This window comes from Azospirillum sp. B21, from assembly GCF_008364825.1.
Taxonomy (GTDB): Bacteria; Pseudomonadota; Alphaproteobacteria; order Azospirillales; family Azospirillaceae; genus Azospirillum.
Genome location: NZ_VTTO01000008.1, coordinates 85,654 through 111,038, shown reverse-complemented (window position 1 = coordinate 111,038; position 25,385 = coordinate 85,654). Strand labels below are relative to the sequence as shown.

General features: G+C 70.2%; 17 protein-coding genes. 5 read left to right on the top strand and 12 right to left on the bottom strand.

Going from position 1 to position 25,385, the window contains the following annotated elements; genetic code table 11:
• Window positions 1-169: 169 nt before the first annotated feature.
• The gene (locus FZ983_RS19790) at window positions 170-1,240 is read right to left on the bottom strand and encodes a M23 family metallopeptidase (RefSeq protein WP_149225231.1); all 1,071 of its coding nucleotides are present in this window, start codon (window positions 1,238-1,240) and stop codon (window positions 170-172) included.
• Between the two features lie 211 nt (window positions 1,241-1,451).
• On the opposite strand from FZ983_RS19790, the gene FZ983_RS35175 reads away from it, so the two are divergent.
• Window positions 1,452-2,897 carry a carbohydrate-binding domain-containing protein gene (locus tag FZ983_RS35175; protein WP_188092418.1) on the top strand — a complete coding sequence of 482 codons (1,446 nt, stop codon included), beginning with the start codon at window positions 1,452-1,454 and terminating at the stop codon, window positions 2,895-2,897.
• Window positions 2,898-3,065: 168 nt separating this feature from the next.
• Here FZ983_RS35175 and FZ983_RS19780 read toward each other — a convergent pair whose 3' ends face one another.
• A complete protein-coding gene (locus FZ983_RS19780; protein WP_211102960.1) occupies window positions 3,066-4,598 on the bottom strand; it encodes an HlyD family type I secretion periplasmic adaptor subunit in 1,533 nt (510 codons plus the stop codon).
• A gap of 14 nt (window positions 4,599-4,612) precedes the next feature.
• The gene (locus tag FZ983_RS19775) at window positions 4,613-6,931 is read right to left on the bottom strand and encodes a type I secretion system permease/ATPase (RefSeq protein ID WP_247883851.1); all 2,319 of its coding nucleotides are present in this window, start codon (window positions 6,929-6,931) and stop codon (window positions 4,613-4,615) included.
• Between the two features lie 262 nt (window positions 6,932-7,193).
• On the opposite strand from FZ983_RS19775, the gene FZ983_RS19770 reads away from it, so the two are divergent.
• Window positions 7,194-8,186 carry a hypothetical protein gene (locus FZ983_RS19770; protein WP_149225230.1) on the top strand — a complete coding sequence of 331 codons (993 nt, stop codon included), beginning with the start codon at window positions 7,194-7,196 and terminating at the stop codon, window positions 8,184-8,186.
• An 85-nt stretch (window positions 8,187-8,271) separates the two neighbouring features.
• Here the strand turns inward: FZ983_RS19770 and FZ983_RS34505 are convergent, their stop codons facing one another.
• The 7 genes from FZ983_RS34505 to pseB all read right to left on the bottom strand — a co-directional run bounded on the left by FZ983_RS34505 (window position 8,272) and on the right by pseB (window position 19,472).
• Window positions 8,272-11,391, bottom strand: coding sequence for a DUF4347 domain-containing protein (locus FZ983_RS34505; protein ID WP_211102959.1), 3,120 nt, complete (start codon window positions 11,389-11,391; stop codon window positions 8,272-8,274).
• Between the two features lie 463 nt (window positions 11,392-11,854).
• Window positions 11,855-12,454 (bottom strand): YigZ family protein, encoded by a 600-nt coding sequence (locus FZ983_RS19760; RefSeq protein ID WP_149225229.1) that lies wholly within the window; start codon window positions 12,452-12,454, stop codon window positions 11,855-11,857.
• A gap of 19 nt (window positions 12,455-12,473) precedes the next feature.
• Window positions 12,474-14,888 carry a calcium-binding protein gene (locus tag FZ983_RS19755; protein ID WP_149225228.1) on the bottom strand — a complete coding sequence of 805 codons (2,415 nt, stop codon included), beginning with the start codon at window positions 14,886-14,888 and terminating at the stop codon, window positions 12,474-12,476.
• A 53-nt stretch (window positions 14,889-14,941) separates the two neighbouring features.
• Window positions 14,942-15,238, bottom strand: coding sequence for a hypothetical protein (locus FZ983_RS19750; RefSeq protein WP_044553747.1), 297 nt, complete (start codon window positions 15,236-15,238; stop codon window positions 14,942-14,944).
• 133 nt (window positions 15,239-15,371) lie between these two features.
• Entirely contained in the window at window positions 15,372-16,871 is a 1,500-nt protein-coding gene (locus FZ983_RS19745; protein WP_149225227.1) for a flippase, read from the bottom strand.
• Between the two features lie 253 nt (window positions 16,872-17,124).
• Window positions 17,125-18,393 carry an aminotransferase class I/II-fold pyridoxal phosphate-dependent enzyme gene (locus FZ983_RS19740; protein WP_149225226.1) on the bottom strand — a complete coding sequence of 423 codons (1,269 nt, stop codon included), beginning with the start codon at window positions 18,391-18,393 and terminating at the stop codon, window positions 17,125-17,127.
• Window positions 18,393-19,472: a UDP-N-acetylglucosamine 4,6-dehydratase (inverting) gene (gene pseB, locus FZ983_RS19735; RefSeq protein ID WP_211102958.1), complete on the bottom strand. Its 1,080-nt coding sequence runs from the start codon at window positions 19,470-19,472 to the stop codon at window positions 18,393-18,395. The genes FZ983_RS19740 and pseB overlap by 1 nt, the downstream gene beginning before the upstream one ends.
• Before the next feature lie 359 nt (window positions 19,473-19,831).
• Here pseB and FZ983_RS19730 point away from each other — a divergent pair, with 359 nt between their 5' ends.
• A complete protein-coding gene (locus tag FZ983_RS19730) occupies window positions 19,832-21,244 on the top strand; it encodes a tetratricopeptide repeat-containing glycosyltransferase family protein (protein ID WP_149225225.1) in 1,413 nt (470 codons plus the stop codon).
• A gap of 10 nt (window positions 21,245-21,254) precedes the next feature.
• Here FZ983_RS19730 and FZ983_RS19725 read toward each other — a convergent pair whose 3' ends face one another.
• Window positions 21,255-22,508 carry a glycosyltransferase family 4 protein gene (locus tag FZ983_RS19725; RefSeq protein ID WP_149225224.1) on the bottom strand — a complete coding sequence of 418 codons (1,254 nt, stop codon included), beginning with the start codon at window positions 22,506-22,508 and terminating at the stop codon, window positions 21,255-21,257.
• Window positions 22,509-22,674: 166 nt separating this feature from the next.
• Between FZ983_RS19725 and FZ983_RS19720 the strand changes: the two genes are divergently transcribed.
• Together FZ983_RS19720 and FZ983_RS19715 are read left to right on the top strand one after the other, a co-directional pair.
• The gene (locus tag FZ983_RS19720) at window positions 22,675-23,346 is read left to right on the top strand and encodes an aspartyl/asparaginyl beta-hydroxylase domain-containing protein (protein ID WP_149225223.1); all 672 of its coding nucleotides are present in this window, start codon (window positions 22,675-22,677) and stop codon (window positions 23,344-23,346) included.
• A gap of 128 nt (window positions 23,347-23,474) precedes the next feature.
• Window positions 23,475-23,966 carry a hypothetical protein gene (locus FZ983_RS19715; protein WP_247883850.1) on the top strand — a complete coding sequence of 164 codons (492 nt, stop codon included), beginning with the start codon at window positions 23,475-23,477 and terminating at the stop codon, window positions 23,964-23,966.
• A 198-nt stretch (window positions 23,967-24,164) separates the two neighbouring features.
• On the opposite strand, the gene FZ983_RS19710 is transcribed toward FZ983_RS19715, so the two are convergent.
• Window positions 24,165-25,109: a replication protein RepA gene (locus FZ983_RS19710; protein WP_012978551.1), complete on the bottom strand. Its 945-nt coding sequence runs from the start codon at window positions 25,107-25,109 to the stop codon at window positions 24,165-24,167.
• Window positions 25,110-25,385: the final 276 nt, after the last annotated feature.

Sequence of the window (25,385 nt, the reverse complement as noted above, 5' to 3'; positions counted from 1 at the left end):
CAGGGCAATCTCACGGCGAAAATACTTAATAAGGAGGTAGACTCACCCTTTCGGATGTATCCTTTCGTACGGAAATCCCGTGTTCATTTCGTGACAACGATGCCGAGGCAGGCAGTTGTCACTTGCGGCAGCCTTCCCGTTGTCTTGGCCGCCTCCGGCTCAACCCCGTTCAGCGCAGCTCCACCCGCCGCTCTTCCCGCAGCACCGTCTCGTCGCCATGGCGGAGCGTCACCGTCACCCGGTAGGGGCCGGGAGCCCAGGGGCCGGGTGCCGGCTTCTTCACCTCTGTGCCGAAGAACAGCACGGCCAGCGGGCGCGGCACCGCCCCTTCGCTGCGGAGCAGTCGGCGGCCGTCGGGGCCGGTCACCTCCAGCGTCACGCGGTCGCCCTGCCGCCCGCCCATCAGTTCCGCCCAGACGCCCAGCGTCGGCGTGCCGGCCGGCAGGGGTCTGCCGCCATAGCCGCCATCGCGCGCGGTGTCTTCCTTCGGCAGCTCGGGCGCCAGACCGGCGCCGAGCAGGGCGCTCGGCCGGTAGGCGAGCGTCCGGCGCGCATCGTCGCTCCACAGCGTATCCGGAGGGAGCGGCGCTTTGCCCGTCCCGGCGGCGCCCTGGTCGGCAGCACAGGACGGCGCCTCGCCGCCGCCCACCTCCTTGGCCGTATAGGGATCGAGCGTGCGGCCGTCATGGCGGATGCCGAAATCGACATGGGGAAATTCGGTCTTGCCGGACAGGCCGATCTGGCCCAGTCGCGTTCCCGCCTCCACCCGGTCGCCCGGCTTGACCATGATGCTTCCACGCTTCAGGTGGCTGTACTGGGTTTCCCAGCCGTTGCCATGGTCGACCACCACCGCATTGCCGGCATCATAGCCGGCTGGCGCGCCGCCGCTCTGCCGGATGCTGATGTCCTCCATCCCGTCGCGCACCCGGGCCACCGTGCCGGGAGCGGCCGCCACCACGGCCACCCCGCGCCGCATCGCCTCCAGGTCGGACAGGCGGAAATCCGTCCCGCCATGTCCGTCATAGGTCAGCCGGCCGCAGGCGAAATCCCTCATCCCCGGCCCTGGATCGGTGTCGACGTAGTTCTGGACGAAGCAGTCCGTTCCGATCCGGCAGCGCACCGGCAGCTCCAGCGCCGGCGCCCCGGCGGACGATTGGGCGGCAGGAGGCTGGGCGGATGCCGCGGACGGCAGGAACACCAGGGCAGCGAAGCCCCAGCGATAATGGACCGGCACCCTCATCCAACCCCCCCGCACGGCACTGCTCCGTCTTGTCCGACGTCCCTCTACAGGTGGGCCGTCGCAGGAAGAGGACCAGACCCGCCCTTATGCGCCGTCGCATAAGGGGTGGCTCGCCCACAATCCGCCCCGTCCTTATCATCCGAAGGCCACACCGCCAGCCCTCATACTCCACCCCGCTTTTCATCGACGGCAGACAGCGGGGACCGACAGCATGGCGAACAGCACCCATACCGGCAGCGGAAAGACGGTCGTCGTCATCGACAGCGGCTGGTCGCCGACCTGGGAGACTGCCGCCTCCGTGGTCTACCAACACGACTACGCCGACAATGACGGCGATGCGCGCAACCCCAACACCGACACCCACGGCGCCCTGGTGACCTCCCGCATCCTGTCGCAGGCGCCGGACGTCGGCATCATCGCGCTGAAGGTGATGCCGGACGGCTCCACCACCGCGTCGGGGTCGGCGATCGAGCAGGCGCTGCAATGGGTCGTCGCCCATGCGTCGGACTACAACGTCGTCGGCGTCAACCTGTCGCTGGCCGGCGGCTCCGCCTCGTCGGAGGCCACGACCATCCTGTCGGACGAGCTGGCGAGCCTCGCCGCCAAGCGGGTGCTGGTGTCGGCCGCCGCGGGCAATGCCGGGCAGAACGGGACGGCGACCGACGTCTCCTATTTCGCCGCCGACCACAACACGATCTGCGTCACCGCCTCCACCGGCGACGGGGCGCTGCCGGGCTGGGCCCAGCGCAACCCGGGCATCACCGACCTGTGCGCCGACGGCACCGACATCCGGCTGACCGATCTGGCGGGGCGGACGGTGACGGCCAACGGCTCCTCCTTCGCCGCCCCGACGGTGACCGCCGCGGTGGCCCTCGCCCAGCAGGAGGCCCTGGACCTGCGCGGCAGCGCCCTGACCCAGGACGAGTTCCTGTCGCTGGCGAAGCAGACCGGGACGCCGGTCGGCGCCACCGGCTACACCGACCTGAACACCCAGGCGCTGCTGGCGAAGCTCGGCCAGCTCTACGGCGCGCCGGAGACGCCCGACACCGGACCGGGCGCGCCCGCGACCGCCGCCGCCACCATCCTGGTCAACGCCAAGGGCACGGCCGCCGCCGGGATCAACGCCCACTTCACCCTGCTGGTCGACGGCCACACCGTCGGCGGCGCCACCGTCGGCAGCGCGGCCAAGACCTACGCCTTCACCACCAGCGTGTCGGCCGACAGCGCCCACAAGGTGCAGATCCGCTACGACAATGACGGCTTCGCCGGCGGCCAGGACCGCAACCTGTTCGTCAACAGCGTCAGCGTGAACGGCCACACCTATGCCGCCACCGACGCCGCGGTGACCTACGACAAGGGCGCGCTCGACGGGCGCGACGTGGTCAAGGGCCAGAGCGGGATGTGGTGGAACGGCACGCTGGTCGTCGCCGCCGACAAGAGCCTGTTCGGTACCAAGGCTCCGTCCCAGGCGCAGGTGGCAGAGCTTCAGGCCGGCGACCTGCTGGGCCATGCCGTCTCGGCCAACGCGGCGTCGCACGGGATTGCCGACACCATGGCCGCCTGGATGCCGCAGACGGTTTCCGGCTTCGAGGACGCCGCCCACGGCCTGCACGCCTGGTACGACGCCCACGATCTGGCGCATGGGCTGACTGCGTGACCTGAAGATCCCCTCTCCCCCCCGGGGAGAGGGTTAGGGTGAGGGGGTCGCGCGGCGAGGATCTCCAAGAGTCGCGCACTCTCCGCCCCCACCGAATCCACTCCATGCATCCCCCTCACCCCGACCCTCTCCCCGGGGGGGAGAGGGGGATCCCTGGAGAGGGAACTTCTACCGCTCGTGCATGGCTTCCTGGGCGCTGCGCGAGAGGGGGGAGAGCAGGTAGTCAGCGATGCGGCGGCGGCCGGTCTTGATCTCGGCGGTCACCGTCATGCCCGGCTGCAGCCGCGTCTCCTTGCCGTCTACCTCCAGCGTATCGCGGTCCAGCGCGATGCGGGCGGCATAGACCGCTCCCGTCTCCGGCGACTTGGCACCACTCTTGTCCGTCCCCTTGTCGGCCTGCTGCTGTTGCACGGCGTCGCCGGACAGCGAGGCGACGCGGCCGGGGATCAGTCCGTATTTGGTGAAGGAGAAGGCCTCCACCTTCACCTCCGCCACCTGTCCGGTCTGGACGAAGCCGATGTCCTTGTTGGGGATGAAGGCCTCCACCTCCAGCCGGCTGTCCTCCGGCACGATGACCATCAGCGGCTGGGCGGTGGTCACCACGCCGCCCACCGTGTGGATGGCCAGCTGCTGGACATAGCCGTCGACCGGGGCGGTCAGCCGCAGGAGATCGACCTGCTGGTCGGCCTTGGCCAACTCCTGATCCAGCGAGGCGGCCTTGCGCTCGGCCTCGGCCAGGCCGGTGTAGAGCTGGCGGCGGAATTCGGCCTCGGTCTGGCGGCGCTGCTCGGCTGTGGCGGCGATGGAGGCGTCGGCCTCCGTCAGCTTGATCTTCTGGACCAGAAGCTCCTGCTCCTGCCCGACCAGATCCTGTTGAAGCTGGAGGTACTGGAAGCGGGACGAGGTGCCTCGCTTGGACAGGTCGAACAGCGCCTCCGCCCGTTCGCGGATCAGCGGCAGGGTGGCGTTCAGCTTGGCGATGGTCTGCACCACGGTGGCGCGGTCGGCCTCGCGCCGCGCCTGCTCGCGGTCGAGCGCGGCCAGCTTGGCGCGCTGCTCGGCGATCTGGCTGGCGAGAAGCTGGCTCTGCATCCGCACCAGTTCGGGCGACAGGCCGGCGGGAGCGGCGAAGACGGCGTCGGGGTTGCCGTTCACCACCTCCAGCGCCGCACGCAGCCGCGCCACCTCCGCCCTTGCGGCCGACAGGTCGGAGCGGATGCGGTCACGGTCGGCGGTCGCCCCGGTCGGGTCCAGTTCGATCAGCGTCTGGCCGGCCTTGACCAGCTGGCCGTCCTCGACGGCGATGGTGCGGACGACGCCGGTCTGCATCGGCTGGACGGTCTTGGTCCGGCCGCTCGGCACCACCCGGCCCTGCGCCACCGCCACCACGTCGACATGGCCGAACCACGCCCAGGCGCAGGCCGCGGTGAAGGCCAGCATGATGACGGCGGTGAAGGTCCGCGCGGTGGGCGAGGGCGGCCGTTCCAGGATCTCCAGCGCGTCGGGCAGGAAGTCCATCTCGTCGCGCCGCCGCTTTTGCGGCCGGCCCTGGAATTTGGTGGGCGGGCGCGGCTCGCCGGGGGTACCGGGCGCGTTGGCGGGCGGCTTGACGCCGGCAGGGTTGGTGGGTGCGGCGGGATCGGGACTATTGGGATCGGGGATGGCGGGGGTGGTCTTCACCGCGGCGTTCGTCTTGCTCATGGCGCTCGTCCCTCTCAGCCCACGGCCCGTTGTTCGATCAGCCCGTCCGCTGGCGGCGGGTTCCCGCCCGGCAGCTGGCCCATCTGACCGCGGAACAGCGTGGCGTAGCGGCCGCCGCGGCGCAGAAGCTCGTCGGGCGCGCCGTCTTCGACGATGCGGCCGCGCTCCACCGTGACGATGCGGTCGGCGATGGCGACGGTGGACAGGCGGTGGGCGATGATCAGCACGGTGCGGCCGGCGCAGATGCGGCGCATGTTGGCCTGGATGATCCGCTCGGACTCATGGTCCAGCGCCGAGGTCGCCTCGTCGAAGATCAGGATGCGGGGGTTGGTGACCAGCGCTCGGGCGATGGCGATGCGCTGCCGCTGCCCACCCGACAGGCTGGCGCCGCGCTCCCCCACCACGGTGTCGTAGCCGTCGGGCAGCTCGACGATGAAGTCGTGGGCGCCGGCCAGCTTCGCCGCGGCGACGACGCGGCCCATCTCCATGGTCGGGTCGGTCAGCGCGATGTTCTCGCGGATGGATCCTGAGAACAGCACATTGTCCTGCAGCACCACGCCGATCTGCCGGCGCAGCCACACCGCGTCGGCGGTCGACAGGTCGGTGCCGTCCACCATCACCCGCCCGCGCTCTGGCACATGGAAGCGCTGCAGCAGCTTGGCCAGCGTGCTCTTGCCCGAGCCGGACGTGCCGACGATGCCGACCACCTGACCCGCCGGGACATGCAGCGACACGTCGCTCAGCGTCTCCGGCCCGTCATGGCGGTAGCGGAAGGTGACGTGGTCGAAAGTCAGATCGCCCTTGATCGCCGGCATGGCGGCGCGGCCGGGGCTCTGCAGCGGTTCGGGCGCGGTGTTCAGGATGTCGCCGATGCGGTGCATCGACAGCCGCACCTGCTGGAAATCCTGCCACAGCTGGGCGATGCGCAGCACCGGCTGGACGACGCGGCCGGCGAACATGTTGAAGGCCACCAGCTCGCCCACCGTCAGGCTGCCCTCGATCACCAGCTTCGCCCCCAGCCACAGCACCAGCATGGTCGAGATCTTGGAGACGAACTGCACCGACTGGCTGGCGATGTTGTTCAGGTTGCCGGCGCGAAAGCCGGCGCGGACATAGCCGGACAGCTGGTCCTCCCAGCGGCGCTGCATGCGCGGCTCGACCGCCATGGCCTTGACCGTCTCGATGCTCGACACCGTCTCGACCAGGAAGCTGTGGTTCTCGGCGCCGCGGGCGAACTTCTCGTCCAGCCGGCGGCGCAGGATCGGCGTCGCCACCAGGCTGATCAGGACGTAGATGGGGAAGGAGGCCGCGACGATCGCCGTCAGCATCGGGCTGTACAGCAGCATCACGCCCAGGAAGACGACGGTGAACAGCAGGTCCAGCACCAGCGTGATGGTGGAACTGGTCATGAAGTTGCGGATCGTCTCCAGCTCGCGCACGCGGGCGACGCTGTCGCCGACCCGGCGCGCCGCGAAATAGCCCATGGGGAGCGACAGCAGCCGCTGGTACAGCTTGGCCCCCAGCTCCACGTCCAGCCGGTTGGCGGTGTGGGCGAAGGTGTAGGTGCGCAGGCCGCCCAGCACCGCCTCGAACAGGATGACGGCCAGCATGCCGACCATCAGCACGTCCAGCGTGCCCAGGCTGCGGTGCACCACCACCTTGTCGACCACCACCTGGAAGAACAGCGGCGTCACCAGCGCGAACAGCTGGATGAAGAAGGAGGCGAGCAGGACCTCGCCCAGGATGCCGCGGTATTTCCAGGCGACCGCGCCGAACCAGCGGGCGTCGAAGCGCGGCTGGCCCATGCCCATCGTGCCCTTGCGCCCCAGGCAGATCAACCGGCCGCTCCACAGCGGCTCGAACCCTTCGCGGTCGAGGATGCGGGTCTGGTTGGTCGCGGCGTCATGCACCAGCACGCGGCCGTTGCCGGCCTTGGCCAGCACCAGGAAGCCGCCGTCGGGGCCGGGGACCAGCGCCGGCAGCGGCGTGCGGTCCAGCCGCTCCCATTTGGTCTTCACCACGCGGGCCTTGGCGCCCAGCCGGTGGGCCTGGCGGACCAGACCGGTCAGGTCGGGGGATTCGCCGCCGCAGGCATGGCGCACGCCGTCGTAATCGGCCGGGATGCCCAGCATGCGCAGCGCCGACACCAGCCCGGCGATGCCGGGGTCGAGAGGCGGGCCGGGCCTTGGACCATGGTTGGGGCCAGGGTTGGAGCTGGGTCCTTGATCGGGGCCGGGTTGGGAACCCTCGGCCTGCGGCTGCCCTTTGGAGGAGAGGGGGGAGGAGGGGTCCCGCGCCGGATCGGCCGGTGATCCGTCTCGCATCTGTTCCATGAAGGCTTCCCGGTTCCGAAACTCTAAGGGGTGGCGCCGAACGGCTGCGGCCAACCCAAGGTGTGCATCGCGCCGACGGGCGGCCACCCGAACGATGGGGTACCCCGCATCGTTGGTGGTCAAAGGGGTTGATGGCCGAAAAAGCACCCCCCTCCGGCCGGCGGCTTTTCCTGGACCGGACGGCGCGCTTGGGAGTAGGCATGCAGGCAACGCCGGGCCGACGGGACCGGTGCCGTTTCCCCTTCGCCGGACGCACCCCGCCTTGTCGCCGATCTCCCAGCTGCTGCGCCTTCTGCTTCTGCTGCTGACGCCCCTGTGGCTGTCGCTGGCGGTGGAAGGGCTCGGCCTGCACGGGTCGCTGATGTCCGGCCTGCGCCGCACCCCGCAGATCGACAGCGCCCTGGCGCCGCCGACCGGCTGGCGGGAGCGGAGCTATCTGGCCGCCAATCCCGACGTCGTCGCCGCCATCCGCAGCGGGCAGGCTTCCAGCGGCTACGCCCATTACGTCCAGCATGGCCGCGCCGAGGGGCGCACCGGCGGCTTCGTCGAGCTGGGCAAGGAACCGGCCAAGGCGGTCCCCCCTGCGAAGGTCTCCGCCCAACCGGCCGCCACCCGGCCCACGGTTTCACAGCCGGTCGCGTCCCCGGCTCCGCCGGTTCCAACTCCGGTTCCGGCCGCTCCGGTCCCTGCGGTGAAGCCCGACCCCCAGGACGACGCAGCCCCCGTCCGGGCGGAATCCGCGGTGGAGGTTCTGCGGCCGGGTGTCAAGCCGGTTCCGGACGCCCCCGCCCAGCCGGTCAGCTTCCAGCCCGCGGCGCACCCCGCAACCCAACGCCCTGACGCTCAACGCTCTGAGGCCCAGCGTCATGTGGAGCGGATCCGCACCGCCAATGGCGGGGACGGGCTGCGCGTCGTGCTGGACCTCGACCAGGACCCGCGTTACGAGACCCCGGTGCGGCGCCCCGACGGCCGGCTGGAGGTGAGGCTGCCCGGCACGCTGTGGCAGGCCGCCCCGTCCGGCCGCCTGCCGGCGACGGCGCTCGGCTACCGGGCCGAGCGAGACGGCGGCGGCACCCGCCTGCTGTTCAGCGACGAGGATGGCGCGGGCGAGGACGACGCCAAGGGCGGGCCGGTGCGCCTGCTCGCCGTCTCCACCTTGGCCCCGGACAAGGACCGCGGCCACCGGCTGGTGATCGACGTGGCGCTGCCCTCCATGACGAAGGCCGAGCGCGCCAGGACCGCCGGCGGCCGCTGACCGGCCGGACCGACGGAAAGCGGCGCCGGGCAATCCCCGGCGCCGCCATTCTTCCGCAGTCCTCTATCTGGAACCTCTGCGCCGCTCAGGCGGGAAGCTCCGTCCGCTCCCGGCCGGACAGCCCGCCGTCGCCCACCGCCAGCATGCCCGACGCCGTGCCGGAGAATGCCGGGTCGTGGAAGCCGCTGCCGATCCCCAGCGCCTCCGACCCGGTCATCCCCGCCGCCAGCATGGTGACGGCGATGGGCGCCATCTCCATGGCTGCGGGGCTGGCGGCAGGCGGCATGGCCGCCGTCTCGGTCGAGGTGCTGCGCTTGATGTAGGCGAGCTCGATCGCGGCGTCGCTGGTGCCGAACTCCGCGGCGATCTCGGGATTGCTCGCCAGATAGGCGGCGGGGTCGAAGGCGGTCAGCGACCGGCCCTCGGCGTAGCCGACCTGGATGTAATGGATCTCCGCCGCCTGGACGTCGGGGCCGAAGGCCTGGATCAGGTCCGGGTTGCTGGCGATGTAGCGCAGCGCGTCGAAGCCCTGGGCCGGCCGGCCCTCCGACAGGCCGTTCTGGATGTAGTGCCGGGCCGCGGCATCGGGATCGGCGCCGAAGGCGAGCGCCACGTCGCGGTTGGCCGCCAGGTAATTGTAGCCGTCGAAGGTGACGCTCCGCCCCTCGGCATAGCCGTTCTCGATGAAGTGCCGGGTGCCTGCGTCGGCGTTGGTCCCGAAGGCGGCGATCAGGTCAGGGTGGGAGGCGATGTAGGACAGCCCGTTGAAGTTCGGGATACGCCCCTCGGCCCGGCCAAGCTCGATGTAGTGCCGGGCCGCGGCATCGGCGTCGGTGCCGAAGGCGGCGATCAGTTCGGGGAAGGAGGCGGTGTAGGCCAGCGGATCGAAGGTGACCCTCCGCCCCTCCGCCTGACCGTTCTGCAGGTAATGCCGGGCCGCGGCATCGGCGTCGGTGCCGAAGGCGGCGATCAGGTCCGGGTGGGAGGCGATGTAGGCGAGCGCGTTGAAGCCGGCCGGCATCCCCCCGGCGGACGGCGCCTGGGGCGTGGAGGCGGGATCGGCTGACGGGACGGGAGTGGGGACCGGAGTGGGATCGGGGGTTGGAACCGGGGTAGGGGCCGGCGGGGGAACCGGCGGGGAATCGGGTGCGGGATCCGGTGACGTGAGGGGCGGCGGGGGAGGGGGAGGCGAAACGGCCTGAACGATGGTGATGCTGCCGCTGCCGCCGGCCTGGAACTGGGTGGCGTCGAAGCTCCCGGTCAGGGTTACGGCCAGACCGCTGCCGACGCGCAGCACGGTGGAGCCGGCGGCCGCCTCCACCTCCATGCCGGCGAGGTCGGCGCCCTCCATCACCAGACGGTCGCCGATGGCGGCATCGGTGACGGTGACGGCACCGGTGGTCCCGGCGGCGATGCGGATGATGTCGCCGCCGCCGTTGCCGGTGACGGTCGCCCCAGCCCCGACCGTCAGCTCGTCGGCCCCGGCGGTGCCGGTCAGGGCGACCTGCGCGAAGCCGGCGGCCGCCGACAGGTCCACGGTTGCCCCATCGCCGGACGCCGCCACCGCGAGCGCGTTGCCGTTGCCACTCAGCGCCAGCCCAGCCAGCTGCGAAGCCGCGAGCGTCAGGGTGGCGCCGCTGCCGGTGACGTCGATGGCCTCGATGCCGGACAGGGCCACCGCCGACAGGTCGGCGCTGCCGGCGATGCGCAGGGTGTCGGACGCCGCACTGCCGGCGATGACCTCGAAGCCGGCGGCCTGCGCGCCCGTCAGCGTCACGGTGTGATCCTGGCTGCCGGTCAGCTCCAGCCGCTCCACGCTGGCCAGCGTCATCCTGGTGAGGTCGATCGTGGGCGAGGCGACGGCGGTGTAATATTCCAGGTCGTAGCCGTTGTAGCTTCTCAGATTGTCGGAGCGGACCTCCAGCGTGTCGGTGCCGCTGCCGCCGTCGAAGCTGACGGTGCCGGCGTCATACTGGCTGACGACGATGTAACGGTCGTTGCCGGCCTCGCCAAAGATCGTGTCGGCCTGGGTCTGGGCATAGCTGCCGGCGGAGACGATGCCGGCCAGGATGGTGTCGTCGCCGTCGCCGCCATGGATGGTGTCGCGTTCCCAGTCCCCCTTCAGCAGGTCGTTGCCGGCATCGCCGTAGATCAGGTCGGCACCGCCGCCGCCGGCCACCGTGTCGTCGCCGGCCTCCCCATGCAGCTCGTCATTGTCGGCGCGGCCGTAGATCAGGTCGTTGCCGCCGCCGCCGAAGACGCTGTCGTTGCCGTTGCCGGCCTCCAGCGTGTCGTTGCCGGCCCCGCCATGCTCGACGTCGTTGCCGCCATGGCCCCAGAACCACACCGCGGTGTCGCCCGCCGTCAGGCTGTCGGCATATTCCGAACCGATCCAGCGCTGGATATTCTCGAAGGTATCGCCCGCCGCCTCGCCGGTGTTGTTGGCGCCGTTGGTCAGGTCCAGCGTAATGCCGGCGGTGGCGTCCTCGTATGTGACGATGTTGAAGCCGCTGCCGCCGACATAATGGTCGGCGCCCAGCCCGCCATTCATGGTATCGCCGGCCGCGACGCCGGTGTTGCCGCCGCCGACCAGCGTGTCGTCGCCCTCCCCACCGACCAGGCTGTCGTTCCCGCTGCCGCCGGTGATGCTGTCGTTGCCGGCCCCGCCGTCGATGATGTTGCCGGTGTCGTCGCCGACCAGCGTGTCGTCGCCGTCCGACGGGGTGCCGCTGTAGGCCAGCCGATGGACCCAGTCGCCGGTGCCGGAGAAGGGCAGGGCGGCGGCGACCGGCCCGGTGGTCACGTCGAGGTCCCAGGAGGCGCCCAGCGACGGATGGCCGACCGGATGGCTGGCGGCGGCGACACGCGCGCCGGTCGCCCGGGCGAGCGCCGCGGCGAAGCGTCCGTCATCGGCCCCCACGTCGCAAGCATGGATCAGGATTTCCGTGTCCGGCGCCTGCGGCCAGGAGCGCCCGGCCTCCTCCAGCGCCGCGACGTCGAGCGAACGGGCGCCCAGGCGGACCGCGCCCGGCTCGCCATGGGCCAGCAGATGGATGGCCGCGGGCCGCCCGGCGAGCGCATCGGCCAGGGCCTTCCCGCCATCCCCGTCGGCCGCCACCCGGACGACGCGAAGGTCCGGCCGGCAACGGTCGAGCAGCCGGTCCAGATCCGCGAGGCCGGCGTCCGCAATCAGTACGTCGCGCACAGATGGTCCTCCTTGAAGACGGCAGGGCGGCGGGACCGGGACAGGATCTTTCCCGCCGGTTGCCGGCACGCAACCGCATTCCAGTGATGATTTGTTGGGCCAATCGGCCGTATTGACCCAAATGTGAGGAGGAAGCTGCTGCTAACAACTCGATAAGTTGGGGTATCACCGGCTAGAACAGGCGCCCCTTCCCAGTAAAGCGGAAGAAGTATGGCGCTATTTCACCCGGTGATTTCGTCGGAACCCCGCATTCACCCGCGATTGCTCAAAATTGCCCTTTTGCGGGAATCAGCCAATTATAGCGCACGAAAAAGAGGTGCAACTCGCGTCAACCCTCCCCGTCGGCCGGCAGGCCCGGCGGCGGCGCGACAAGTTTCCAAACCACAAATTCATCATTATTAATCATGATTTAATGATATGAAAAACGTATAAACGCCCTTATGGAAAACAGCCGCGCTTCCGCTTATCCGCGATCTCCGACAGGCCCGATCACGGCTTGGCCACGAGAGAGGTCGGTGACCATGCGGGTGAAATCCTCCACACGGTCGCGGGGCAGCGTGACGCGAAGCTGGACGCCGTCGGCGGTGAAGCCCGTGGTCTCGACCTGGGTGCCGGGAAAGGAACCGAGGCTGGAGCGGATCCGCGCCTCCTCGGCGAAGGCGCAGGCGATGGACAGGGTGGCATAGTCGACGATCGGCTCGCGCTCCGCCGCCTTCAGGCAGCTGGCCGCCGTGCCGCCATAGGCGCGCACCAGACCGCCCGCGCCCAGCAGAATGCCGCCGAACCAGCGGCTGACCACCACCGCCACGCGGTCCAGGCCCTGCCCTTCGATCGCCTGCAGGATCGGCCGCCCGGCCGTCCCGCCGGGCTCGCCGTCGTCGCTGAAGCGGTAGATGTCGCCGATCCGGAAGGCCCAGCAATTGTGGCCGGCATCCGGGCTGCTGCCGGCGGCGATGACGCGGCGCGCCTCCTCCTCGCTGCCGGCCGGGGCGGCGTGGGCCAGGAAACGGCTTTTCTTGATCTCCTGCTCGAACCGTTCGGTCCTGACGAGGGTGAACATCATGAGGATGGCCGCCGCGCGCCTACAGCACGAAGTCGAAGGCGGAGAAGCTGTAGTTGGCGATGTTGACCTGGATGCGGAAGTCGGCCGCCCCATCGCCGTTCACCTCGCCCTCGATCAGCGTGACCGTTCCGGACGCCTGATAGCGCAGCTGGCCGGCGGCGGTGAAGCCGGCGGTGCCGACGAAGGTGAAGGCATCGTTGGCGGTGGCGCCGGTGATGGCGTCGATTTCCGAAACGTCGATGCGGTCGCCCTCGGCCCCGATGGTGGCGTAGCTCGCCAGCCCCTGCAGGGCCTCCTCCGCCACCACGGCTCCGTTGAAGGCGATGATGACGTCGGGGGTGGCCAGGGTGGATTCGTTCAGGTTGCGGATGGAGAAGACGTCCGCCCCCGCCCCGCCGTCCATCAGGTCGGCGCCATAGCCGCCGACCAGCGTGTCGTTGCCGGCGCCGCCCAGCAGGACGTCCTCGTAGAGGGTGGTGGTGTCGCGGGGATTTACCGAGATCTCGGTGTTGCGGTCGGAATAGACGTCGCCGAACAGGATGTCGTCGCCGCCGCCGCCGCGCAGCACGTCGCCGCCCAGCCCGCCATAGAGCGTGTCGTTGCCGACGCCGCCGTCCAGCCAGTCGTTGCCCGCCCCGGCGTCGAGCCAGTCGTTGCCGTCCTCGCCCAGCAGGGTGTCGTTGCCGACCACATCGATGACGTCGCCGCGCAGCAGGTCGTCCCCGGCCCCGCCGAACATCAGGTCGTTGCCGGCCCCGCCCTCCAGCTGGTCCAGCCCGTCGCCGCTCAGCAGGGCATCGTTGCCGGCATTGCCGAACAGCGTGTCGTTGCCGGTCAGGCCAGAGATGGTGTCGTTGCCGGCCCCGCCGCCGATGGCGTCCCCCATGATCCCGCCCACCAGATAATCGTCACCGGTGGAGGCGGAGGTCGAAACGGTCAAGCCCGTCAGCGACGGCTGGGAGAAGCCGACCAGAGATCCCACCGGATAAACCCCATCGGTGGCCTGCAGCATCTCGATGCCGGTCAGCGTGTCGGTGCCGTCGGGACCGCCGACCACGAGATTGCCGTTGGCATCGATGGCCAGAGAGTAGGAGGCGAGCGCGCCGGTCAGCACGAAGCTGTCGATCCCGGCCAGCCCGTCCACCGCGTCGGTGATCGGGTTGCCAAGCGCGTCATAGGCGGCGCTGCCGCTCAGCGTGTCGTTGCCGGCCGTCCCGGTCACGACGACCGGCACGCCCTGCGGGGTTCCCAAGAGTGCGGCGGCGGCCGGCATGGCCAATCCCATGGAAGCGGCCCTCATGGACGCCACCGGGGACCGGCCGGGGGTCACCCGCAACGGCCGCCCTTCGCGCAGGCCGAAGCCGAGGTAATGGAGCTTGGCCGCAGCGGCATTGCCGCCGGTGGCCGCCGCCACATCCGTGTTGGCCGCCAGATAGGCCGCCGCGTCGAAGGTCACGCTGCGCCCCTCGCCCCGGCCGTGGCGGGCATAGTGGACCACCGCCGCCGCCGGATCGATGCCGACGGCGGCCAACACGTCGGGATGGGAGGCGAGATAGCCATAGGGATCGAAACCGGCGGTCCGCCCTTCGCGGGCGCCATAGGACAGGTAATGCCGGATGGCGGCCCCGGCATCGACGCCGACCGCCGCCAGCACGTCGGGATTGGCGCCCAGATAGCCCAGCGCGTCGAATCCGCCCAGGCTGCGCCCCTCGTTCCGGCCGTTCCAGGAATAATGGGCGGCGGCGGCCACCACATTGTCGCCGAAGACGGCGGCGAGGTCGCGGTTGGCCGCAAGGTAGCTCCGCGCATCGAAGGCGAGCGCCGCCGGGGCGGCGGTGCGGCCGTCGATGGTAATCAGCTCGACATCGGTCAACGTGTCGGCGTTCCGGCTCGACACCACGGCATGGCGCCGGCCGCTGCCGTCGAGCGCCACCACCACCGGCGTCTCCGCACGGTAGGCGCCGCCCTGCAGGGCATAACGGCGCGGGTCGGCGGTGTAGACGGCACGGTCGATGCCGCCGCCGCCGTCGAAGCTGCGTCCGCCCGGCACGCCGAGATGGACGCTGTCGTTGGCGTCGGCCCCGACGAAGCCGTCGATCTGCTGAAAGATGCGGGCGCCGAGCCGGTCGAGCGTCCCGCCGGTCAGCGCGACGTCCAGCCCCTCGATCCGGTAGCGCAAGAGCCCGGCCGCATCGCGGTCGCTCAGGCCGGTGAAGCGGACGGAGGCGGTCGCCCCGCTGCCGGAGGCGGCATAGTCCAGCAGGGTGGCGTGCGCCCGGCCGGCGACCGTGCGGGCGACGGTCAGGCTGCCGGCACCGGCGGCGATGGAGGAGGCGTCCGGCACGGTGGTGAAGGCGTCGGCGACGAAGCCGTTCGCCAGCCGGGCCTCATCCAGATCGAGGGCGAAGCCCTGCCCCGCCACCAGCCGCGCCATGCTCGCCCCCTAACCTCCACCGCAAGACGGCACTGCCCGGCCGGACGGCCCGGTCAGATCACCTGGAGATAGGCCGGGTCGAGCGCGCCGTGGCGGAACGGGATCCAGTCCTTGTGGTCGGCGCGGTATTGCAGGCCGTAGGGGTTCTTGAAGAAGATCTTCTGCAGCGGCTGGCCGCCTTCGGCGCGGGTGCGCTCCAGGTCGATCAGCGGCGAGGAGGCGAACACCTTCTCCCACAGCTCGGTGTTGTCCACCTCGCGGCCGGCGTTCTTCACATAGTCGCGCGCGGTGTCGCTGAGCTGCCAAGCCTCTTCGACCATCGCGTAATAGTCCACAGTACCCTCGGCCATGGCCTTCGAACTCCAACCAGCGTTGCACAGAGTTTCCGCTCACATAGCGCATTTCCGGCGGCAAAGGAACCACCCGCGCATCGTGACGGTCGAGGACGGCCGGACCACCCCGCCGTGTCCTGATAAGGTGGTGTTACGTGCGGTCCGCCGCGGTTCCGTCGATCAGCCGGGCGGCGCGGGACTTGCGCAGCGGAGCGGACAGCTTCTCCCAGGACCGCGTGCGCAGCAGCCGGCCGGCGACGCCCAGGCCGACGGCCAGCAGGCCGGTCAGGCTGATCGCCGCCCCCACCGGCCCGCCGACCAGCAGCCCGGCCGTTCCCGCCACCCCGGCCAGCAGGGCGCGCAGGCCGATGGTCAGCGCCACCGCCCCCGTGCCCGGCGCCACGCGCGGCAGCAGGACCAGCAAAAGCCCGCAATCGACCGCGGTGCGCAGGCTCCAGGCCGCGGCGGCGCCGACGGCGCCGTAGCGCTCGGCCAGCAGCCACAGCACGCCGAGATAGACCGGCAGCTCGGCCAGCTGCAGCCGGGCGGTCACGTCGACGCGGCCGACGCTCTGGATCAGGGTGTTGGGCACATAGGCGGTGGCGTTGAAGAAGACGCCCAGCATCAGGATCGACAGCACCGACGCGCTGTTGGCGGCGAAGGCCGGGCCCAGCCACAGCCCCAGCGCAGCCTCGCCGCCGACGATGGTGGCGGCCTGCATCGCCAGGAACACCGCCAGCGTCAGGTGGCCGCCGGCGTCCAGGATGCGGCCCAGCGCCGGCGGGTCGCGCCGGAACAGGCTGGAGGCCAGCGGGAACAGCGCCAGCGACAGGGCGCCGGGGATCACCATCAGCCGCGACAGCAGCTCGAACGGGGTGGTGTAGAAGGCGACCATCGCCGCCGGCACCAGGCTGAGCAGGATGAAGCGGTCGGCATAGAGCATCGCCGGGCCGACCAGATTGTTCAGCATCATCCAGGCGCTCATGGTGAACAGCCCGCGCAGGCTCTGGCGGCCCCAGCGGATGGGGCGCAGCAGGTCCGGCATCTGGCGCACGGCCAGCACGCCATAGCCGACCAGCCCGATGAAGCGCCCCGCCGCGATGGCGGCGATCACCGGCACCAGGCTCTGGCTGAAGGGCAGAACGCAGAGCGGGCTCAGGTAGTTCAGCACCCCCACCGTCATCCGCACCAGGCTGATCGGGCGGAAACGCTGGTGCGCCTCCAGCACGCCGCGCAGGCCGGCGGAGACCAGCGCGATCGGCACGATGGCCGCCGCGATCAGCAGGCTCAGCCGGATCTCATCCGGCGAGGTGCCGGTATCCAGCTGGAACCGGTCGGCCAGCAGCCCGGCGCCCAGCGCCACAGCCCCGCCGGTCAGGAGGCCGATGGCCCCCATCAGGGCGATGGCCGGCCCGGCGATGCCCGCCGTGCCGCCGCCGCCCTGGTCAGCTCCGGGTTTGTTTTCCGGACCTCCTGCATCATGGCCCGCATGTCCGATCCGGTCGGCGACGACCTGCACCAGCGACCGTCCCAGCCCGAGGTCGAGCACCCCCAGATAGCCGAGCAGCGCCCAGATCAGGGTCAGCGCGCCGAAACGCTCCATCCCGACGGCGGAGATGAGCAACGGAATCGACACGAGGGCCGCCAACATGGGGAGCCCCTCGCCAAGCAGATTCCAGAGCGTGTTGCGAAGCAAATTCGGAGGTCCGTACGCGAAGCACTGTGGAGCGGCGCTCGGGATGACCCGGCCCCGGCCATGCGGCTCTTCAGCCGTTGGACCTAGGCCTATGCCGTCCTGACGACGCCATTGTTATCCGTCCATCCTGTCCAAAACGCTAACGGAATCGCTTGGGCGAAACGGTCTGGACCCTGATCTTCCGTCAGGATGGCCGGCTGGACATCCGTCAGGACAGGACCCGCTCCAGCGCCGCGGCGACCCTGTCGACGTCGCCGTCGGCCATGGCCGGGAACAGCGGCAGCGACAGCGTATGGGCATAATGGGTCATGGCGCCGGGCAGGGCGAGGTCGCCGTAGCGGCGGCGCCAGTAGGGTTGGCGATGGACCGGGATATAGTGCACCTGGGTGCCGATGCCCAGGCCGCGCAGGGCCGTCATCACCGCCGACCGGGTCCGCCCCCCGGCATCCAAAGCAGCATCGAAATCGATGCGCGCCGCGCACAGGTGCCAGGCCGGCCGGCACCAGGGCACCAGGGCCGGCGGCCGCACCAGCGGGGCCAGCGGGGCCAGCCGCTCCGCATAGAGGGCCATCAGCCGCGCCCGCCGCTCGATGAGGCGGTCGAGCCGGCCGAGCTGGCTCAGCACCAATGCCGCATGGATGTCGGAAAGGCGGTGATTGAAGCCGGGCTCCGCCATCTCATAGTACCAGGGGTTGGTGTTCCCCTCCGCATCCAGCGCGGCGTCGGGATCGGCGAAATCCTCCCCCGGTTCGGGCACGCGCATCATGCCGTGGTTGCACAGGCGCCGCACCCGCGCCATCAGCGCCGGATCGCCGCCGGTGACCGCCCCGCCCTCCCCGGCTGCGATGGTCTTGACCGGATGGAAGGAGAAGACGGCCAGCGACCCCGCCTCCACCTCCGCACGTCCGGCGCCGACCGGCGTCTCGCATCCCTCGGACAGATCCACCGTGCCGATGGCGTGGCAGGCATCCTCAACCAGCGCCAGCCCCTCCGCCTGCGCGAGTGCCGCCAGCCCGGCCGCACCGGTCATTTGGGCGGTCTGCCCGGCATAATGGACGGGGGCGAGGGCGCGGACGCGCCAGCCGGCTTTGCGGGCGCGGGCGATGGCGGCCTCGGCCTCGGCGACGCCCATCAGGCCGCTGTCGGGATCGACGTCGGCGAAGGCGACCTCGGCCCCGGCGTGGCGGGCGGCCGAGGCGGTGGCGAGAAAGGTGTTCGACGGCACCACCACCGCATCGCCCGGCCCGATGCCGAGCGCGGCATAGGCCAGCCGCAGCGCCGCGGTGCCGTTGGCGCAGGCAACCGCATCGGCCGCCCCCACCCGCGCGGCCAAAGCCCGCTCGAAGGCCGTGACCGCCGGCCCCTGGGTCAGCCAGTCGCCGCGCAGGACCGCCGCCACCGCGGCGATGTCCTCCTCCTCCACCGACTGGCGGCCGTAGGGAAGGAAGGGCAGCTCCCCCGGCACGGGATCCGCCATCAGGGCGCTTCCGCCAGCAGGTCGCGCAGCCGCTCGCCGTCCAGCCAATCGTCGTTGCCGTCGCTGGCATAGCGGAAGCCGTCGGCCACCGGACGGGCGTTCAGCCGCTCGTACGGCGCATGCTGCCAGAACGCGAAGGCCGGCTCGATCACGTAGCGGTCGGCCAGCTCGTAGGTTTGGCGGGAATCATCCTCGGTGATCATCACCTCGTGCAGCTTCTCGCCCGGCCGGATGCCGACGATCCGCTGCGGCAGCTCCGGCGCCATGGCGCGGGCGAGGTCGGCGATGCGCATGCTCGGGATCTTCGGCACGAAGATCTCGCCGCCCTGCATCATGGCGAAGCAGGACAGCACGAAATCGACGCCGTGCTGCAGCGTGATCCAGAAGCGGGTCATCCGCTCGTCGGTGACCGGCAGATGGTCGGCGCCGTTCGCGATCATCTTGCGGAACAGCGGGACGACGCTGCCGCGCGAGCCCACCACATTGCCGTAGCGCACCACCGCGAAGCGGGTGTCGAGCGCGCCCGACAGGTTGTTGGCGGCGATGAAGATCTTGTCCGATGCCAGCTTGCTGGCGCCATAGAGGTTGATCGGGTTGGCCGCCTTGTCGGTCGACAGCGCGACGACGCGCCGCACCCCCATCGACAGCGCCGCACGCACCACGTTCTCCGCCCCGTAGACGTTGGTGTGGATGCATTCCATCGGGTTGTATTCGGCGGCCGGCACATGCTTCAGCGCCGCGGCATGGACGCAGAAGTCGACGCCGCGCATCGCCAGTTCCAGCCGCTCGCGGTCGCGCACGTCGCCGATGAAATAGCGCAGCGTCGGCGCCCACTCCGCCGGCATGCGCTGCTGCATCTCGTACTGCTTGAACTCGTCGCGGGAGAAGATGATCACCCGGCGCGGCGTGGCATGGCGCATCACCGTCTCGACGAAGCGGCGCCCGAAGGAGCCGGTCCCCCCGGTGATCAGGATCGACCGGCCGTCCAGCATGCGCAGGCCGGCCTCCAGCCCGGTGCCGGCGGCAGGGTCCGGATGCCATGGCTTGGGCTCGCTGGCCTTGCTGGAATGTGTCGTCACCGCCGGTTCCGTCCGTTGAAGCCGCATCGCTCCGGAGTGCATCGGATGTTCACTGAAGCATCCGATGCACTCCAGCCTTTTGATTTTCCGCGCGATCGCTTCGGACGGTTCCGTCCGGAGCGGGCGCCGCATCGGGGGTCGAATTGAACCCCGACCGTAACCGGCGCTTTCTGACGATCGGGTTAATTCAGGATGACCGCCCTTGCAAGGCCTGTCGGCAGGCGGCGCAGCCGCCGGCGCGAACGGGCGGACACGTCCCAAAGGCGATACTGTTTGCCGGATGTCGCGCCTTGCGGGTGCCGGACCCGCTTCTCTATAGTTTCCAGCCGCCCTTCTCCCCCCACTCCGCCGGCCGGTCCATGACGAGCATTCCCCTGTCGCCCCTGCCTCCGGTCCTTCCCATGGCGGGCTTCCCGCCCTTCCCCGGCGCCCCCTTCGCTCCTGCGGCGGTCCCCGGTCCGCCGCAGGCCCCTCCTCCCCGTCCGATCGAGTTCCGGCTGGCCGAGGATCCGGCCGATACCGAAGGCTGGGTCATCCGCGGCAAGGTGCTGAACCGGCCGGGCCTGCGCGGAATGGCCGCGGACAGCAGCCGGCGCGCCCTGCTCCTCGATCCCGGCCGGGACGCCGCTTGGGCCGAGCGGGCGCTCGCCCTGTCCCATTGCGGCCGGCATGCCGAGGCGCTGCACGCCATCCGGCGCGCCCTGGCGCTCGCCCCCGCCGATCCCGACGCCATGTTCCGGCTGACCGTGACCCTGCAGCGCCGCGGCGACTTTCCCGCCTGCCGGGAGGCGCTGGAGCGGCTGATCCGCCTGCAGCCGGAGTATCCCAGCCACCGCTGGGGCCGCGCCCAGATCCGCCTGCACGAGGGGGAGTATGAGGAGGGCTTCGCCGACTACGAATGCCGCTACTGGCTCGACGAATACCAGTTGCAGGCCTACCGTCCCCACCAGGGGCCGCGCTGGACCGGCGAGCCGCTGGACGGCAGGATCGTCATGATCACCACCGAGCAGGGCTTCGGCGACACCATCATGATGGCGCGCTACCTGCCGCTGCTGAAGGGGCTGGGCGCCCGCCGGGTGGTGGTCGAACGCGCGGACGAGCTGCGCCGTCTGTTTGACGGGATGGAGGGAGTGGACGCCTTCGTGCCGCGCGACGTGGCGCCGACGCCGATCTACCATGTCCACAGCTCGATCATGAGCCTGCCGCACCGCTTCGGCACCACCGCCGCCACGGTGCCGCCGCCGGCCCGCCTGACCGTGCCGGAGGAGGCGCGCGCCAAGGCCGCCCGGCTGCTGGGGGCTCGCGACGGCCGGCTCAGGGTCGGCATCGTCTGGTCCGGCAACCAGGGCTTCAGCGACAACCACATCCGCGCCGCCGGGCTGGAGCGCTTCCTGCCGCTGCTGTCGGTTCCCGGCACCGCCTTCCACAGCCTGCAGAAGGGACCGCCGGAGGCCGAGCTGCAGGCCCTGCCCGATGCGGGCATCGTTGCGCTGGGGCCGGAGATGCAGGACTTCGCCGACACCGCGGCGGTCCTGGAGGAGTTGGATCTGGTCATCATGACCGACAGCTCGGTCGCCCATCTCGCCGGCTCGCTGGGGGTGCCGGTGTGGAACCTGGTGCAGCATGTCCCCTACTGGGTCTACGGCCGCACCGGCCCCACCACCCCCTGGTACCCGTCGATGCGCCTCTACCGCCAGGGTCCGGACGAGGACTGGACCCCGGTGTTCGAGGCGGTGCGGAGCGACCTGGAGAGGTTGGCGGCGGACCGGTAACCTCCCTTTCCTAAAGGGCAGGCATCCGCCCGGCCTGCACGTCCTGCAGCAGGCGGATCTGCGCCGGCAGGCAGACGGTGGCGAGGTCGAAGCGCTCCACCGCCGTCCGCCTTGCAGCGGCCGACAGGGCGGCGCGCAGCTCCGGGTCGTCCAGCACCGTCTCCACCCGGTCGGCGAGTGCCGGCGGATCGTAGAAGTCCGTCAGCAGCCCGTTCACCCCGTCCTCGATCACCTCGGCGACCGGCGGCGTGTCGGAGCCGACAATCACGGCGCCGCAGGCCATCGCCTCCAGCATCGACCAGGACAGGACGAAGGGGAAGGTCAGGTAGATGTGGGCGCGCGAGATGCGCAGGACCGACAGGTACTGCTCATAGGGCAGCTTGCCCAGGACATGCAGCCGCGCCGCCTCATGTCTGGGCGTGCCGGCGGCGTCCAGCATCGTCTCCCGCCACATTTTCTCGCGCCAGGTGCCGCCGCCCTCGGGCGGGGCGCCGTAGCTGACCTCGTCGCCGCCGACCATCAGGATGTGCAGGTTGGGCCGGCGCCGCAGCAGCTCCGCCGCCGCCCGCATGAAGGTGGGAAAGCCGCGATAGGGCTCCAGGTTGCGGGCGACATAGGTCACCACCTCGTCGTCGCGCGACAGGGTGCGGCCGTCGGGCAGGGTGACGGTGGCGGCCGGATCCGGCCGGCAGACCGTGGTGTCGACCCCGTCATGGATCACCGAGATGCGCGGGCGGAAGGCGTCGGGATGCTGCCGCCGCTGCCACTCCGTCGGGCTGACGCCCCAATCCATCGCGTCCAGCCCGGTCAGCAGGGCGGCGTTCTTGGTGCGGATGCGGCAGCGCGTCTCCAGCGTCACCGGCCGCTCCGGATCGAAGCCGACGTCGGAGCCCTCGGCCCGGTAGAAGAACTCGCAATAGAGCAGCAGCCGCGCGTTCGGGAACAGGTCCTTCAGGAACAAGGCCTCGCCCCAGCCGGGATGGGCGCAGATCACGTCGGGGGTGAAGCCTTCCTTCTGCAGGGCCAGACCGGCGCGCACCGCGCCCTGCCCGTGCAGAACCTGCCCCTCGAACATGCGGATATAGGGATGGGTGGCCTCGCCCGGCTCGCGCGTCGGCCGGTAGAGCGCCAATTGCGCCCCGGCCGGCAGCTCGCGCCGGACCTTGCCGATGAAGGCGACCTGATGGGCCGGATCCGCCGCGAAATGGCGGACGAGATGCTTGTACTGGCCGGGGGTGTTCTGGTGGACGAACAGGATCCGCATGGCAGGACGATGTCCGGAAGACTGAGAACGGGGGCGACAGCCTGCAGCCATCCATCGCCGCTGTCGATGCATAAGACCATCCGCCCGATCGGGACGGCCCGACTGGCACATCTCCCGGAAAAAGTTTAAGAACTGAACGAAACCACAACCGAACGGCCCGCCCGCCATGCAGCCCCGCCCCCTCCATCCCTGGCAGCAGGTCACCGTCGGCAGCGGCCTGATGCTGCACGCCCCGCTGACCGTCCGCACCGACCCGGCGCCGCTCCAGCGCGAGTTCGCGGCCCTCGACGCGGCGACGGGGGACGAGGGGCGCATGTTCATGGCCGGCGACGGCAGCTGGTCGTCGATCACCCTGATCGAGGAGGGGCTCGGCTCCGACACCCTGCGCGCCACCGGCCGGCCGACCCCGGCGCTGGACATGATGCCGAGCGCCCGCGCCCTGCTGGAGGGGCTGGGTTGCCGCATCCTGTCCTGCTACGTCCACCGGCAGGAGCCCGGCGGCCTGCTCCGCTGGCATTACGACGGCGCCGGCCTGCACCAGCCCGAAGCGCGGCTGATCGTGCCGGTCATCGCCCCGCCCGCCGCCGTCACCTGGATCGGCGACAGCCCCGCCGCCTATCCGGCCGGGACTCCGTGGGCCGGCGACTTCACCTTCCCCCACCAGGTGGAGAACGCTCCCGACGAGCAGCGGATCGTCCTGCTGGTGGACGTGGTCAGCGACGACCGCTCCCGCTCCCTCGCCCCGCCGGAGCTGTACGGCCGGCTGCCGCTCCGCTCGGCATTGGCGGAGCAGGCGATCAACAGTCTCATAGCGAACCGGGAGCCGGTGCCGGCCTGAGGAGCCCCGGGCCCCCTCGGAAGCATCCGTTCCGCCCCGGTCGCCTTGCGCTTATAAGCTGTCCGCTCGCCGGACGATGCCGGCCCCACCGCCGACACCGAGCCCACTGCTGATACCGAGGAGGTGCGATGATGCGGATCCGCCCGGCGCTGCTGCTCGCCGCGAGCCTGCTCCTTCACATCCCGGAGGCCGCCGCCATGTCGCCCCTGCCCTTTTTCCAGCGTGTCGAGCGTGTCGGCCTGCTCTGCGCGGTGGATGCCGATGGCGGGCCTGTTCCGGATTTGGGCGACGAGGCGTTGTGCGGCCGCGCCGCCGCGGTGCTGTCGGGGCTGCTGGCCTCCGGTCCGGCGGTTGCGGCGCTCTCCCCCAACGACGCCCGCATCGCCGATCCCGGCACCCTGCTGCTGCTGGTCCACGCCACCCTGCGGCCGGAAGGCGGAAAGCGGCTTCTGGCACTCGCGGCGACCCTTCAGCGCAGCGGATCCGCCGCCGGCGCGCCTTTCTTCATGACGCCGCCCCAGGCCCTGGCATTGTCCGGTAGCCTGGACGAAAGCCTTTTGGATTCAACGCTCCGCCGCCTGCTCGACCCGCTGGCGAAGGCGTTGCGCGCCAACCCCTGAGGGGGCGGAGTTTGGAGTCTTGTCGCAGGGGGTGGGACGCCCCCGCTCCAGTCTCGAACGTTTGCAAGACGTCATTCCCGCGAAAGCGGGAATTCAGTTGTTTCAAGGGCTTATATAGGAAAGCTGGATCCCCGCCTTCGCGGGGATGACGGTCGTATGGATCGGGTGCTGAAAGCGTCTTACGACAGCCCCGCAGTTTCACCGGCAGAGCTGGGCGAACTTGCGCTCCGGGATCGGCGGCGGCGAGGGGTGCAGCATCAGCCCCTGTTCCTCGACATCCACCCGCGCGTCGGGATAGACGGCGAGCGCCAGCTGCAAGGCCTCGATGAAGCGCTTGCGGAAATCGCGCAGGCGGCTGTAGCCGGCGCCGAACTGCTCGAACACCGCCGGCCAGGTGATCGGGGTGGAGCGGTTCAGGCTGTGGAGCCGGTAGGCCAGCCAGATATAGATGTCGATGCTGGTGCTGTTGTTCTGGATGTGGCGCAGCGCCGGCTCCCAGATCGGCACCGGATGGGCCTTCAACTCGCGGAAGAAGGCTTCCGACAGCAGGACGCGGTCCTCCCACAGCGATCCCTGGCCCGGCTCCGCCCCGGCATTGGCCGAGAAATGGATGCCGCCCTTGACGATCGAGCCCTTTTCGAAGCCGATGCTGTGGGCGTCCTCCCAGGCGAAGGTCAGGTTGCAGGCGGCGATGCGCGAGGCCTGTTCGCGGATGTCGCGGTAGGTCTGGCCGCCCACCGACAAGCCCATGCGGTCCAGCCATTCGTGCATGCTGCGGCCCAGCTCGACCTCGCGGCTGTCGGTCTGGATCGCTCGGGTCTGCAGATACAGCAGGATCATCCGCGCGCGGCTGCCGTAGGGAACGCCGTAAAGCTTAAAGCCGCCGTTGCGGATCGGCAGTCGTCCAGGCTCGATCAGCAAGCGGATCTTATGTCCGCGGCGCTCCCACGGCTGGTCGTCGGGAAGACGACGATGCGGAAGCGCGGTCAGCGCAAAACCCGAATAGGTGATGCCAAGCTCCTGCCGCTCCTCTTCGAGGACGGCAGCGGCGACGTCGACTAGCGAACGCTGATCCGGATCGGTTTGGAGCGCCTTCGCCTGGTCGCGTCCAAGCTGGGTGATCAGGGTGTGTATCTGTCCCATAGCGAGCTGACCTTGGCACGACTTTGCGAGGAACCCTATATCACGGCCGGTTAGTGCCAGCAATTTGGAGTCTTGTCGCTCAAACTATTTGTACGGTTATTTGATTCAGTTAATAGTTTGCGCGACAAGACTCCAGTAGAGAATCGCGAGTCGCGCGACAAAACTCCAGAACTCCCGCGACAAGACTCCAGCGGATAGTCCACATTGCCTGTGGATTTTTCGGCCGACGCGACAAGACTCCAGGCGGGACATTTCGATTCGGCCCCGAATCGCTTC